This window comes from Streptomyces sp. NPDC054841 (assembly GCF_053611045.1).
Map to the genome: position 1 here is coordinate 1 of NZ_JBSGZO010000234.1, position 13290 is coordinate 13290.

Consider the following 13290-nt stretch of genomic DNA (forward strand, 5'->3'; position numbering starts at 1 on the left):
GTGGACGGGCGCGACGTCCCGCACCCCGGGCACCTTCCGTACGGCGTCGGCCACCGTGTCCGGCAGCTCGTCGGCCGCCTCGACCCGGGCGTCGGCGCCCACCGCGACCAGCGAAGCCCGGTCACGGGCGTCGTCGACCCCGGCGAGCACCGAGCCGCCGAACGCCGCCGTGGTCAGGGCCACGAGCAGTGCGAGCAGCGGAAGCGCGGCGGTGGCGGGGGACCGGCCCGCACGGGCCAGTGACAGGAAACCGATCGCACCACGCCGGCGTGCCACAGGGAGCGCCGCTAGCCGCAGCGGCAGCGGATACAGCCGTACCAGCAGCAGTGCGGCGATCACGCCCACCAGCACCGGGGCGGCGCTGACCAGTTGGTCCACGTCGCCGTCCGAGGTGCCCCGGCGGCGCAGCGCGGCCACCGCCGCCACGGTCAGCACCAGCAGCGTCAGCTCGGCCACGGTCCGGCGGCGCGAGGGCCTGGCCCGTACGAGATCGTTCCGTCCGTCGTGCAGCCGCGTCCGCCGGTGCAGGAACGCGGCCCGCAGCGGCAGCGCGGCACACGCGACCAGCGCGACCGCGGCCGACGCCAGCAGGGGCGGCAGCAGCCGGCCCCCGGGTACGAGGACGAGCGCGAGGACACCGCCGAGAGCCGCTGCGGGCAGTACCGGAACGGCGGCCTCCGCGAGCAGTCGCCCCGCGACACCGCGGACCGAACCGCCGCGCGAGCGCAGCAGGGACAGTTCGGAGTGCCGCCGTGCGGCGGCCAGCCCGCCGGTCATCAGCAATACGACGCAGGCGACGCTGCCGACACCGAAACCGGCGACCGCGACCACCGGATCGATGGCGGAGACGACCCCCTCGAACTCGAGGAGGATGTCGTCCAGACCGGACCTGATCTCCAGCTCCGGCGCGACGGAGGTGCGAAGGCGCGCCTGCAGCGGGCCGTGTTCGAGGGAGGCGACCGCTTCCTTGAGCCGGGGCGGATCGCCGACGCCGAGCCCGGCCGGGTCGGTGGCCACGCGCCAGTAGACCTCGGTCTCCGCCGACACCGACAGCAGCGCCGGTGCCGCTTCCGGGGCCAGCAGCAGCGCGCCGTGCCAGTACGGCAGCGGGACGGGCGGCGGCGTGTAGAGGAACGTCGGTGTGCGCAGGACCGGTTCGACGGACCAGTAGCTCAGCTCGGGGCGCACCGGTTCGACGATGCCCGTGACCCTGACGGCGAGCGGTGCGCCTCCGCCGGGGCGCGGTACATGGATGGTCGAACCGGGCTTGATGGCGAGGGCCTTGGCGGTGGCCGTGGTGACCGCGGCCTCCACGACGCCGGTGGCCGGGGTGACGGAGTCCTTCGCGGCTCTGGGCGCCCGTCCGGAGCGAAGGATGGAGTGCTTGTCGAGCCCCGCCGGAGCGCTGAGGGTGAACACCGGTGCCCCGCCGTCAAGTTCGGGCAGCCAGTCGTCAATGGCCGCCACCGCCTTGGCGGTGCGCACTCCGTACCCGGACTGCCCGGCGTCGGCGCGCAGCGGTTCCGGCAGCGTGGCCACGATCGTGCGGTACTGCTCGGCCAGCCGCCGGGGGCGCACCGAGCTGGTGCCGGCCCCTTCGTCGCCGTCCTCGTTCAGCGGCGGTACACGGGTCAGCTGGACACCACTGCGGTCGGGTGCGGAGGTGGTCAGCAGATCGCGCAGCCCCTCGCTCTCGTAGGCGTCCACTGCGCGGGGGAAGACCGCGGCGAGGAACGACGTGACCAGGACGAGCAGGGCCAGCGCGACGGCGGGGCCGGGTGCGGTGCGCAGCCGGGTACGGACCCAGGGGGCGACGGCCTTCACCGCACTCCTGTCCTTCGTCCTCCGTGCGCCACTCGCCTCCCGCACCTCACTCGCTTCCCGCACCTCACTCACCTCCGGCACCTCACTCGCCTCCCTGGACGCGCAGCGATGTCGCCGTACCACCGCGACGCACGGCCAGCGCCGCGACGACGAGCACGGGGGCGGCGGCAACTCCCGCGACCAGCAGGGCCACCCGTACGACGGGCAGTTCCACCAGCACCCCCGGAACCGGCTGAGTGGCCTGCCCGGTCAGCACGATCAGCGGAACGACGGCACGGGTGAGCACCGTGCCGAGGGCCACGCCGATCACCAGCGCCAGCCCGATGAGCAGCGACTGCTCCACCGCCAGCAGCCGGGCCTGCTGGCGCTGCGGGGCACCCAGCGCCCGGAGCACCGCGAACTCCGCGGACCGCTCCCGCAGCGCTCCGACCGTGCTCACCGCGAAGCCGACCGCGGCCAGCGCGGCGGCGACGACGGCGACCGCGAGCAGCGCCGACTGCGGGCCCGCCCCCAGCGGATCGTCGTGCAGCGCTTGGGCGATCTCGTCGCGCACCTCGATCTGCGCGGGGTCGATCTCGGCCCGGTCCCGCAGCGCGGACGCGACCTGGGCCGCCTTGCCGGGCTCGGTGAACAGCCACCACTCGGTGGGCGTGAACGCCGAGTCGGGGCGGGTGGCGAGCACCCGGTTGACGGCGCGCAGATCGAGCAGCAGCGCGCCGCCGTCGGTCGCGGTTCCGGCCGCCCGGCCGGGGCCGTGCGCACCGGGCCCGGTCGTCGGGATGTCCCGCAGGACCCCGGCGATCCTCACCCGGACGGGGCCGCCGGGCATCGGAACCTCGATCTCGGAGCCGGTCCTCGCGCCGCTGGACTCGAGGAAGCGGTCGGTCGCCAGCGCGGCCGGCACGGCGGGCGCGGCCCGTTCGGCGGTGATGCGGACGGTGACCGTGCGCTCCTCGATCCAACCGCCCTCGAGCACCGCCACGCCCGTGTGGTACGAGACGTCGAGCGGCGTCCGGGCCGACGAGCGCACGGCGGTGACCGCGGGCTGCGTCTCGTCGGCCCCGACGCTCGCGGTGGCCCTCGCCTGCCAGTCGAGGCCCTCGGGCACGGTGACCGGCTGCGCGTCGCCGTCCGCGGTGACCGCACGCATCGCGCCGATCGTGAGCCGCTTGGGCGCGATCCGGTCGGGGTTGCCCCCCTCGTCGAACTCGACCGCGGTCAGCGCCAGTGGACCCGCGTACCTTCCGGCCGGGGCGTCGGCGGCCCCGGCGAGATCCACGGTCGTCGTGTGCCGCTTGCCGTCCGACGGGACCGTGTCCAACTGCATCCGGTACGGCACTCCGTAGCGGTCCTCCACCGTGATCGTGGGGTTCACGCCGGACTCGCCGTACGGGCCGTCCTCGGCCGCGTGGAGGGTGATGTCGAGAACCAGGCGCGCCGTGCCGGCGGGCAGCGGCACCCCGGCGCGGGCGGTCGGCTCCGGGCGCAGGGCGGCGAGCAGACCTCCGGGGTCACCGTCCGCCAGATCGTCCCGCAGCCGCAGTTCCTCGCCGGCCAGGCCGGTGTCGAGCGCCAGCACGGTCGCCTGGCGCCCGCCCGAGAGGCCGAGACCCGTACGGGCGGCCGGGACCGCGGCCTTCACCCCCGGCATCCCGTCGTACACCCCGCCCTGCCCGAACTGGACCGTGCCACTGCCCAGTACACGGACCGGGGCACCCGACCGGAAGTCCGCCTGGTCGTCCTGCGAGCGGTCCCAGGAGGCGCCCTGCCCGATGGCCAGCACCCCCATCGCGACGGCGAGCACCAGCAGCAGCACCGGGCCCGCGCCGCGCAGCGGTCTGCGACTGAGCTGCCAGCCGGCGAGCGGCGCGGTCAGCCCGCGGCCCCGGGCCGCGCGCCGCTCGGCGAGCCTCGCCGTCGGCGGCAGCAGCCGAAGGGTGAGGACGGTGCCGGCGAGGAGTGCCAGCGCCGGAGCCACGACGAGCAGCGGGTCGATGCCCAGTTCCCCCTGGCGGTCGCCGCTGAGGGCGCCGCCGGTGAGAGTGCGCCGGTCCAGCTGCCAGTACGCGACCGCGGCGACGACGAGGAGCCCGACATCGGCGCCCGCCCGCAGCGGGGCCGGCAGCGCGCGGGCACGGCCGCGTGCCGTCCGGGACGCGGTGAGCGACGGGGCCGCCATCACCGCCGCGCAGGCCAGCGCCACCACCGTGCCCACCAGCCAGACCTGCGCGGTCGGGCCGGTGGCGGACGCATCGAGGGACAGCCCGATCCTGGCGAGCAGGCCCTGTCCGGCCAGCAGCCGGGTGAGCGGACCGGCGAGCAACGGCGCGCACACGGCCGCGGGCAGCGCGAGCAGCAGCGCCTCCAGGGCGCTGAGCGCGGCGAGCCGGCCGCGCGACGCACCGCGGGCCAGCAGCACCCGGGTCTCGCCCGCGCGTTCCGTGCTCAGCAGCCGCGCCACCAGCAGCAGCGCGTACGCGGCGAGCAGCACCAGCTGACACGAGACGATCAGCAGCGTCGCCCGGGACACCAGCAGTGCCCGCTCCAACTGGTCGAGCACGTCGGGCAGCGAGGTGCTCGCCGTGACACCGCTGCCCTTCAGCGCCGGCTGCGCGGCGAGGAACTTCTGGCTGTTCTTCGCGGCCGTGCGCAGCGCGTCGATCCGGTCGGCGCCCAGTGCGCCGAAGTCACCGGTGGCCAGCCACGACGCACTGCGCCGGGTGATACGGCCCGAGCCGTGCGCCTCGGCGTCGGTGAGCAGCGGCCCGTACGTGGTGAACGAGTCCTTGTGCACGCCGCGTCCGCCCAGCTCGTCCAGCTGCCAGTACGGGTCGCTCCGGTCGGCCGGGCGGTAGACACCGGTGACGCGGATCCGCACCGCGGGTCCGCCCAGCCGGTCGGCGAGGGTCAGCACCCGCGGCCCCGGCGCGAGCTTCAGCTGCTTCGCGGCCGCCTCGGGCACGGCGACCTCGGTCACCCCGTCCGGGCCCGCGGTGGGCCAGGCGCCCGCCAGGAGCCGGACCCGGGAACGGTCGACGGCGGCGAACTCGGTGAGATCCGGATCCCCCTGGCGGGCGGCCGGCGGCTGCAGGGCGCGCGGCAGCGCGTACGGCCCCGACCGGTCGAACTGCCGCAGGGTCACCGGCAGTCCGTCGAACGACTGCTGTGCCCCGCGCCGCGCGGCCCGTGCCGCCGCTTCGCGGTCCCCGCCCGGATTGTCCGAGGTGATGACCAGTGAGGCGGCCGCGGCGTCCCTGCTCCGCAGCGCGTGCCGCAGCCCGGCGTCCCCGACGGAGCCGGCGAAGGCGGCGAGCGTGGCCAGTACGGCCGTGGTCAGCAGGACGGCGAGCAGTGCGGCCGCGAGCAGCAACCGGTGTCCGCGTGCACGGAGAAACAGAAACCCCGTCATCGCCGTCCCCCCGTTGTGCCGATGCGCGTCCCCCGAAAGCCCTTTCGGGACGGCATGTTTTCAGACGCGGCAGGAGGAAGTGACCGTTCATGCACGCGACTTGATCGGATCGTGACCGGATTCCGGGGCGGGAGCACCGGAATCCGAGCTCCCGTTTCCGCTGCGCGGCAGCCCGTCACCCATGTGTCAGGACGGCGTCGGCGCGGCCGTGTGCGGCGCCGGAGAGCCGCAAGGGCGGCTGCGCCCCACAGCCCGGGTGCGGCGACCGGCCTCCCGGGGCACGCTGGTGCTAGGGAGTGTCCTCGAAGAAGCGTCGTCCGCACGCAGGGCGTGCCAGGCGTCGCCGGGCGGACGGGACTTTGAAGACACGACCCGGGCCCTGCAGGGCCTGAGGCTGCCAGCCGCCCGGCCGACGGCCGCGGAGGAAGGGGTGCCATCGATGTTCGCGAGACTGAGCACCTACCAGGGATCGCCCGTGCCCGGGCACGGTGACCTGACGGCGAGTTCGGAAGCGATCGTCAAGCAGGTCCGGGGTATGCCCGGCTTCCTGGGCGTGTACTACTTCGTCGACCGGGCAACCGGGAAAGCCGTGTCGCTGACCCTGTGGCGGGACGAACAGACCATGCACGCCAGCGAGGAGCTGGCCGACCAGATCCGGGTGGAAACCTCACGGAGAGAAGGCCAGCGTGTTCTCTCCGTCGAACGGTACGAGGTGGGCTTCAGCCACCTCGTACCGTGACGTGCGCAGCGCACCGCAGACGTCGCAGCGCGTCGCAGACGTCGCTGACATCGCGGCGCGTACGTCGCAGGAGCGCGCCGGAGGAACGGCCGGAAAATCATTGGCGCGGCCGGACGGGCCGGCGGTAGGTTGTGATCGTTTCCGCGGAGCACGCGGATCCGGAGAACCGGAGAAGAGGCGGAGGTGAGGACATTGATGACGGTCATTGCGCTGGGCGCTGCCCCGACTCGGAAGTTCATCGTTCCCACCCCCGTGGTCTCCGGCTGACCTCCTTCTTTCCTTCTCTCCTTTCGCGCACGTCCATGTGCGCATGCCGGGGCCACCCTTGTGAAGGGTTTCCCTTGTCTCTCTCTTCTGTTCCGTCTTCGTCGCACCCGCTCGCCCCGTACGGCTGGGACGAAGGAATCGCCGCCGAGTTCGCCCCGTACACCGCCCAGGGCCTGGTGCCCGGCCGGGTCGTGCGGGTCGACCGGGGGCAGTGCGACGTCGTCACCGCGGACGGGACCGTCCGCGCCGACACGGCGTTCGTCACGCCGCACGACCCGCTGAGGGTCATCTGCACCGGGGACTGGGCGGTCGTGGACGCCGACGGCAGCCCGCGCTACGTCCGGACGTATCTGCCGCGGCGCACCGCGTTCGTGCGGTCGACGTCGTCCCAGCGGTCCGAGGGACAGATCCTCGCCGCCAACGTGGATCACGCGATCATCGCGGTCTCGCTCGCCGTCGAGCTGGACCTCGGGCGGATCGAGCGCTTCCTGGCGCTGGCCTGGGAGAGCGGCGCACAGCCGCTCGTCGTCCTCACCAAGGCCGACCTGGTGCCGGACGCCACCGGGATGTCGTACCTCGTGCAGGACGTGGAGACCGTGGCGCCCGGAGTGCAGGTACTGCCGGTGAGCTCACTGACCGGCGAGGGCATGGACGTGCTCGCGGCGGTCGTCTCCGGCGGTACCAGCGTGCTGCTGGGGGTGTCCGGCGCCGGAAAGTCCACACTGGCGAACACGCTGCTCGGCGACGACATCATGGAGGTCCAGGCCGCCCGTGACGTCGACGGCAAGGGCCGCCACACCACCACCACGCGCAATCTGCTCGCCCTCCCGGGCGGCGGGGTCCTGATCGACACACCAGGGCTGCGCGGGGTGGGTCTCTGGGACGCGGGCACCGGAGTCGGGCAGGTCTTCTCGGAGATCGAGGAACTCGCCGAGGGCTGCCGCTTCCACGACTGCGCGCACGAGTCGGAGCCGGGGTGCGCGGTGCTCGCCGCGATCGAGGACGGCTCCCTGCCGGAGCGCAGGCTGGACAGCTACCGCAAGCTGCTCCGCGAGAACCAGCGGATCGTCGCCAAGACCGATGCCCGGGTGCGGGCGGAGATCCGCCGCGACTGGAAGCTGAAGCACGCGGAGGGCCGCGCGGCGATGGAGGCCAAGCGGGGGCGCGTCCGCTGAGCCGCGGGGCTCTGCCCCTGCCTCCTGCCTCCGCCCCCCGCCCCCGCGCCTCAATCGCCGGCGAGGCTGGATCTTCCAGCCCGTCCGGCGATCGAGGACACGGCCGAAGGCCGTGCAGGGGGCCGTGCAGGGGGCCGTGCAGGGGGCCGGGGGCGAAGCCCCGGTCACGGGGCGGGGCCGGCCGGGGGAGAGAGCCCGCCGCAGGCGCCCCGGTCCGCAAGCTCGCGCGATAGCGTGGTGTCCGAAAACCGCCAGAGAGCGCACGGCGCACCGCGGACACTGGACACGTGATGGACGAGGACACCCGGTACGAGGCCGTGAGCAGCCGTGACGCGCGGTTCGACGGCGAGTTCTTCTTCGGCGTCCGCACGACCGGCATCTACTGCCGCCCGAGCTGCCCCGCCGTCACGCCCAAGCGGCAGAACGTCCGGTTCTTCCCGACCGCCGCAGCCGCACAGGGACACGGCTTCCGGGCCTGCCGACGCTGCCGGCCGGACGCCGTCCCGGGATCGGCCGAGTGGAACGTACGGGCCGATGTCGTCGGGCGGGCGATGCGCATGATCGGCGACGGCGTGGTCGACCGGGAGGGTGTGCCGGGTCTCGCGGGCCGCCTCGGGTACAGCGCGCGGCAGGTGCAGCGGCAGCTCAACGCCGAGCTCGGCGCAGGGCCGGTCGCGCTCGCCCGCGCCCAGCGGTCGCACACCGCACGCGTGCTGCTCCAGACGACCGGGCTGCCGGTCACGGAGATCGTGTTCGCGTCCGGTTTCTCGAGTGTGCGCCAGTTCAACGACACGATCCGCCGGATCTACGCCCGTACGCCGAGCGAACTCCGCGCCGAGACGGGCTCCAGGCAGGCCGTGAACGCCGCCGGGATCCCGCTGCGCCTCGCCCACCGGGGGCCCTACGCGGCCCGCGAGGTCTTCGACCTGCTCGCGCAGGAAGCCGTGGACCGGATCGAGGAGGTCGTCGGCGCCGCCGGTGGCCGTACGTACCGGCGCACCCTGCGGCTTCCGTACGGCTCCGGCATCGTCTCCGTCGGCGAACGCTCGGCCGGACCGTGGCTGGAGGCCCGCATCCAGCTGACCGACCTGCGCGACCTGACCACCGCCGTCCAGCGGCTGCGCCGGCTCTTCGACCTCGACGCCGACCCGTACGCCGTCGGGGAACGTCTCTCCGCCGACCCCGTGCTCGCTCCGCTCGTCGCCGCCCGCCCCGGGCTGCGCTCACCCGGGGCGGCCGAGCCGGAGGAGTTCGCGGTACGGGCCGTCGTCGGCCGCGAGGAGGCCGCGCGGCTCGTCGAGGCGTACGGCAAGGTTCTGGACCGGCCCTGCGGCGGGCTCACGCATCTCTTCCCCGAACCGGCCGTGCTGACGGACCACCCGGTCGTCGGCCCGCTCGCGAGCGCCGTCGCCGACGGGCACCTGCGCCTCGACCCCGGCGCGGACCGCGACGAGGCCGAGCGGACGCTGCTCGCCCTGCCCGGCGTCACGCCCAGCACCGCCGCGCTGATCCGGATGCGCGCGCTCGGGGACCCGGACGTCGCCCCCGACGGCGGGCGCGACGACGAGTCCCACCGGCCATGGCGTTCGTACGCCACCCGGTACCTCGCCACCACGGACCGCCAGGGCGTCTCTTCCGGATCACCATGACTTCTCCGGCAGGGGTGCTCGGCGGCGGTGGACGTGTGGGGATGCGCTCGGACCGAGGACGTGGCCTACGGCGCGAGCCACTCCGCCTGGAGCTGGGGAGCCACGTTGGTCTCTCCTGTGAACAGCCAGGTCGAGGTGGCGGCACTTCCGGTGGTCTGGAAGGCCCTGAGGGAGATCTCGTCACCGGCATTCAGCTGAACGATCGTTGACACGTCCTGCGAAGTGCCCTGGCCGACCGGGGCGTCCGCGGTGTCCCGCCCGTCAAAGGCGACGACACTGCCGTTGACGGAGATGCGAAGCTGACGTGGGCGCTCCGCGTATCGACCGGTTGGGGACTCCACGTCCGATCCCGACGGCGAGCTTGCCCCGCGCGCAGCCGATCGACCGTCACACACGGTCGGTACGCGCCGATTATCGGTAAGTCGGTAATTGGCAGGGGGTGCGGAAGGCTCGTGATCAATACACCTGGGCCCTGTCCGGCTTCCGGCTTCCGGCCGCCGGCCTACGGGGAGGGCTCTTCCAGGCCCCAGCTGTGGATCTTCTTCGGGTGGATCCGGATCACCTCCTCGCTGAAGTGCGGCCCCAGCTCGTGCGGCCCCGTCAGCAGCTCCGCCTCGCCCCGGATGTCGACCCCGCGCACCTGCCACGGCCGCGTGCTCACGATGTCGTCCACGACGAGCGCGACCTTCGGGTTCGCCTGCAGATTGCGCCACTTCTTCGTCTTCCCCATGGCCAGTCCGCCGACGAGGATCGTGCCGTCGTTCTGGGGGAAGAAGCCGACCGGGTTGGCCTGGGGCTGCCCCTGAGGGTCCACGGTCGCCATCCGCCCCAGCTTCTGGGTCCTGAGGTACGCGCGCTCGGCCTCGCTGAATTCGGTCATGAGGTCAGCATCACCGGCCCCGATCGGCTGCGCATCGGCATGTCGTCCTGGTCCGGAGGTCGTAGGTCAGGGCCGGCCCGCGGTCGGCGTCGGCGTGCGCCCCCGCTTCGCTGACCAGGCGCACCCAGCGGGTGACGCCCTCCGGAGCTCCGGCGGGTCCGGCGCCCCGTGCGGCGCCTGCCCCCGTGCGGTCCGGCGCTCAGCCCCGGATCACCGCACCCACCCACGCGCCCGCGACCAGCAGACAGCCGAACAGCTCGACCAGCACGCTCGTCCCTGCTGCCCGCATCACCGTCCGGGTCGAGGTCATGGCCTCCCCGTGCCCGCCGAGGCGCAGCCGTTCGGAGCCGTACACGCCCCCGATGAATCCCACCACCGCGCCCACCACGGGCAGCAGCACAAAGCCGAGCAGCGCCCCCGTACCCGCGAAGACCGCCATCCGGCGGGTGATGCCCACGCCGCGCATCCGGCGCGGCCCCAGCTGCCAGACGACCACCTGATTGACCAGCAGCAGCGCCGTCGCGCCGACCAGTACCCACCACGCGAGGGCCGTCCTCGCCTGCACCGCCCACCACAGCACCGCGGACCAGACCAGCCAGGTGCCGGGAACACCCGGAACCAGCACCCCGAGCAGGCCCAGCAGCATCACCATGCCGACCAGCACGAGCTGCCATGCACCCATCTGCCAAGGGTGCAGGACCCCGCTCAGCTCCGCAGGTCGCGCACCAGGTCCTGGCCCGCGGTGCGTTCCAGGTCACGGGTCGTGTCACGTCCCGGGTCGCGGACCGTGTCACGTCCCGGGTCGCGAACCGTGCCGCGGGCCACCCAGCCCTTCTCGTACGCGTGCCACCCCAGCTGCAGCCGAGTGGTCACCCCGGTCAGCTCCATCAGCCCCTTCACCCGCCGCTGCACGGTCCGCAGGCCCAGCTCCAGTTGCTTGGCGACGCTCGCGTCCGTCATTCCCGCCAGAAGCAGCGACAGGATCTCCAGGTCGGTGGCGTCGGGGCCGGGCACCTTCTCCTCCGTCAGCTGCGCGCCCGCCCCGAGCCGCAGCGGCAGCGCCTCCCGCCACACCGCCTCGAACAGCCCCATCAGCGACTCCAGCAGCCCGCTCGCATGCACCACGAGCGCCGCCGGCTCCGAACCCCGCCCGGTCAGCGGCACCATCGCCAGTGTCCGGTCGGCGACCACGAGTTTGGTCGGCACCCGGTCCACGACCCGGACCTGCTCGTCGCGGCCGAGGGACGCCGACACCTCGGTGAGCCCGGAGGGCAGCGTCAGTACCTCGCGCTCGATGACGATGCGGTAGGCGACCCCGCGCTGCGACGCCCGCTCCTCCGCCTCGTTGTCCGTCCCCGACACGACGACCGGCTTCCCGGTGACCAGCGCGCAGACCTCGTCCGTCGCGCCCAGTTGGAGCTGCAGAAAGCGGTGCGCCACCGCGCTCGCGCCCGTCACCACTTCGACCAGGTCGTGCACGGCCGGCTCCGCGGCCTCCGCCCGGTACTCCTCCGCCAGCAGAGCCGCCGCCAGCTCCGCCTGTTCCAGCTCGTGGCGGTGCTGGGTGAGCAGTGCGCCCAGCGCGACCCCGGGCGGCGCCGCCACCCAGCGGCCCGCCCGCGCGGACGACTGCGCGGCCAGACCGTGCCGCTCCAGCAGACGCAGCGCACGCTCCGTGTCCGTCTCCGGAAGTGCGAGCCGGTGCGCCAGATCGGTGACCTCCGCGGCGCCCAGCACCACCAGCGCGCGGTACGCCGACTCCTGTCTCGCGTCGAGACCTATCGCTCCCAGCACCCCTGTCCCCTCCCCGGACCTGGGTCCTGTCTTCCGGATCGTGCCGGGCCCGCGTGCCCGGCACGCCGACCCGGCCTGATCCAGAAGGCAGGACCTGACCATTCCGCATGTGGCCGACATGTGGCCGACATGATCGTGGCGGAAATCGGCCACGGCGTATACCCGCCGATCACATCATCCCTGCACCGCCCGTCGCTCTGCCAATGTGGCGCCACCGCAGCAGCAACAGCCTCCGGACTCGGGGCCTTTGTGTGCCTATGTGCCGGAATTAACTGGGGAGAGCGATGCGCCCGATATCGCGTACGGCCCTGGGGGCGGCGACCGCCGCCGCCCTGGCCGTCACCGCGGTCGCGCCGTCCGTGGCCGCCAGGCCGCAGGACGACCCGGCCGGCAACCGACCTCTGACAGGCAGTCAGGCCGCCTCGGCCGCTGAAGGACAGCCCGTCCCCGTCACCCTCGTCACCGGCGACCGCGTACTGGTGCGCGGGGCCGGCACGGCGAGCCCCGCCGCCGCAGCGCTGCCCCGCGAGGACGGCACCGTACCGCTGCTCCAGACCCGCCAGTCGGGCAAGGACCTCTACGTCTACCCGGAAGGCGCGACCGACGCGCTCGCCGCCGGCCGGGCCGACCAGGAGCTCTTCAACGTCACCGGGCTGATCCGCCAGGGCTATGACGACGCGCACAGCAGGACGCTGCCGCTGATCGCCGTGTACGGCAACGATGTCGCCCGCTCCGTCCCCGCCACCCCGCGCGGCGCGCAGCGCTCCCTCGTACTCCCGGTCGTCGACGGCGTCGCGCTCAAGGCCGACAAGGAGCAGGCCGCCGGCTTCTGGGCGGATGTCACCGGCCCCCGCTCGCGGGCCGCCGGAGGGCTGAAGAAGCTCTGGCTCGACCGCAAGGTCCATGCCACGCTCGACCAGTCGGCCAAGCAGATCGGCGCGGACGCGGCCTGGGCCGCCGGGTACGACGGCAAGGGCACCAAGGTCGCCGTCCTCGACACCGGAGCCGACGCCGAGCACCCGGACCTCAAGGGCCGGATCACCGCCCAGCAGAACTTCACGGACTCGGCGGACGCCGCCGACCGCCAGGGCCACGGCACCCACACCATCTCCACCGTCGGCGGCTCCGGAGCGGCGAGCGGCGGAAAGAAGAAGGGCATCGCCCCCGGCGCCGAACTCCTCAACGGCAAGGTCCTCAACGACTACGGCTCCGGCGCCGAATCCTGGATCATCGCCGGTATGCAGTGGGCCGTCGACAACAAGGCCGACGTCGTCTCGATGAGCCTCGGCAGCCGCGTACCGACCGACTGCACCGACCCGATGAGCGTCGCCGCCGAACAACTCGCCCAGAGCAAGGGCACCCTGTTCGTCGTCGCCGCAGGCAACTCGGGTCCCGCGCTGAACACCGTCTCCTCGCCCGGCTGCGCGCCGAGCGTCCTCACCGGCGGCGCGGCCGCCCGCCACGACTCCACCGCGAGCTTCTCCAGCCGCGGCCCGGCGATCGTCTCGCACACCCTCAAGCCGGAGATCGCCGCGCCCGGCGTCGCCATCTCC

10 protein-coding genes are annotated in these 13290 nt (G+C 73.6%); 4 read left to right on the forward strand and 6 right to left on the reverse strand.

The annotated features are described in order from the left end of the window. On the reverse strand, window positions 1-1896 hold a 1896-nt coding region (locus ACWGI8_RS26640; protein ID WP_453664606.1), incomplete at its 3' end, for an ABC transporter permease. Window positions 1897-1906: 10 nt separating this feature from the next. Continuing rightward, complete coding sequence (locus tag ACWGI8_RS26645; RefSeq protein ID WP_453664607.1) at window positions 1907-5233, reverse strand: FtsX-like permease family protein; 3327 nt, start codon at window positions 5231-5233, stop codon at window positions 1907-1909. Between the two features lie 439 nt (window positions 5234-5672). On the opposite strand from ACWGI8_RS26645, the gene ACWGI8_RS26650 reads away from it, so the two are divergent. The 3 genes from ACWGI8_RS26650 to ACWGI8_RS26660 all read left to right on the forward strand — a co-directional run bounded on the left by ACWGI8_RS26650 (window position 5673) and on the right by ACWGI8_RS26660 (window position 9063). Then, window positions 5673-5972 carry a hypothetical protein gene (locus ACWGI8_RS26650; protein WP_453664609.1) on the forward strand — a complete coding sequence of 100 codons (300 nt, stop codon included), beginning with the start codon at window positions 5673-5675 and terminating at the stop codon, window positions 5970-5972. Between the two features lie 302 nt (window positions 5973-6274). Further along, window positions 6275-7414: a ribosome small subunit-dependent GTPase A gene (gene rsgA, locus ACWGI8_RS26655; RefSeq protein ID WP_453664610.1), complete on the forward strand. Its 1140-nt coding sequence runs from the start codon at window positions 6275-6277 to the stop codon at window positions 7412-7414. 290 nt (window positions 7415-7704) lie between these two features. Beyond that, entirely contained in the window at window positions 7705-9063 is a 1359-nt protein-coding gene (locus tag ACWGI8_RS26660; RefSeq protein ID WP_453664619.1) for an AlkA N-terminal domain-containing protein, read from the forward strand. Between the two features lie 65 nt (window positions 9064-9128). Here the strand turns inward: ACWGI8_RS26660 and ACWGI8_RS26665 are convergent, their stop codons facing one another. The 4 genes from ACWGI8_RS26665 to ACWGI8_RS26680 form a co-directional block, all read right to left on the reverse strand. Further along, window positions 9129-9404, reverse strand: a complete 276-nt coding sequence (locus ACWGI8_RS26665; RefSeq protein ID WP_453664612.1) for a hypothetical protein — start codon at window positions 9402-9404, stop codon at window positions 9129-9131. 161 nt (window positions 9405-9565) lie between these two features. Beyond that, window positions 9566-9943 carry a PPOX class F420-dependent oxidoreductase gene (locus tag ACWGI8_RS26670; protein ID WP_453664613.1) on the reverse strand — a complete coding sequence of 126 codons (378 nt, stop codon included), beginning with the start codon at window positions 9941-9943 and terminating at the stop codon, window positions 9566-9568. A gap of 199 nt (window positions 9944-10142) precedes the next feature. Beyond that, a complete protein-coding gene (locus ACWGI8_RS26675; RefSeq protein ID WP_453664614.1) occupies window positions 10143-10625 on the reverse strand; it encodes a DUF456 domain-containing protein in 483 nt (160 codons plus the stop codon). Between the two features lie 23 nt (window positions 10626-10648). After that, window positions 10649-11737 (reverse strand): helix-turn-helix domain-containing protein, encoded by a 1089-nt coding sequence (locus ACWGI8_RS26680; RefSeq protein ID WP_453664615.1) that lies wholly within the window; start codon window positions 11735-11737, stop codon window positions 10649-10651. Between the two features lie 284 nt (window positions 11738-12021). Here ACWGI8_RS26680 and ACWGI8_RS26685 point away from each other — a divergent pair. After that, window positions 12022-13290 (forward strand): S8 family serine peptidase (locus tag ACWGI8_RS26685; RefSeq protein ID WP_453664617.1); only part of this gene is annotated, 1269 nt, incomplete at its 3' end.

Coding starts and splice junctions, on each gene's coding strand:
- ACWGI8_RS26645 (WP_453664607.1), bottom strand. CDS start 5,233: ATGACGGGGTTTCTGTTTCTCCGTGCACGCGGACACCGGTTGCTGCTC.
- ACWGI8_RS26650 (WP_453664609.1), top strand. CDS start 5,673: ATGTTCGCGAGACTGAGCACCTACCAGGGATCGCCCGTGCCCGGGCAC.
- rsgA (WP_453664610.1), top strand. CDS start 6,275: ATGTGCGCATGCCGGGGCCACCCTTGTGAAGGGTTTCCCTTGTCTCTC.
- ACWGI8_RS26660 (WP_453664619.1), top strand. CDS start 7,705: ATGGACGAGGACACCCGGTACGAGGCCGTGAGCAGCCGTGACGCGCGG.
- ACWGI8_RS26670 (WP_453664613.1), bottom strand. CDS start 9,943: ATGACCGAATTCAGCGAGGCCGAGCGCGCGTACCTCAGGACCCAGAAG.
- ACWGI8_RS26675 (WP_453664614.1), bottom strand. CDS start 10,625: ATGGGTGCATGGCAGCTCGTGCTGGTCGGCATGGTGATGCTGCTGGGC.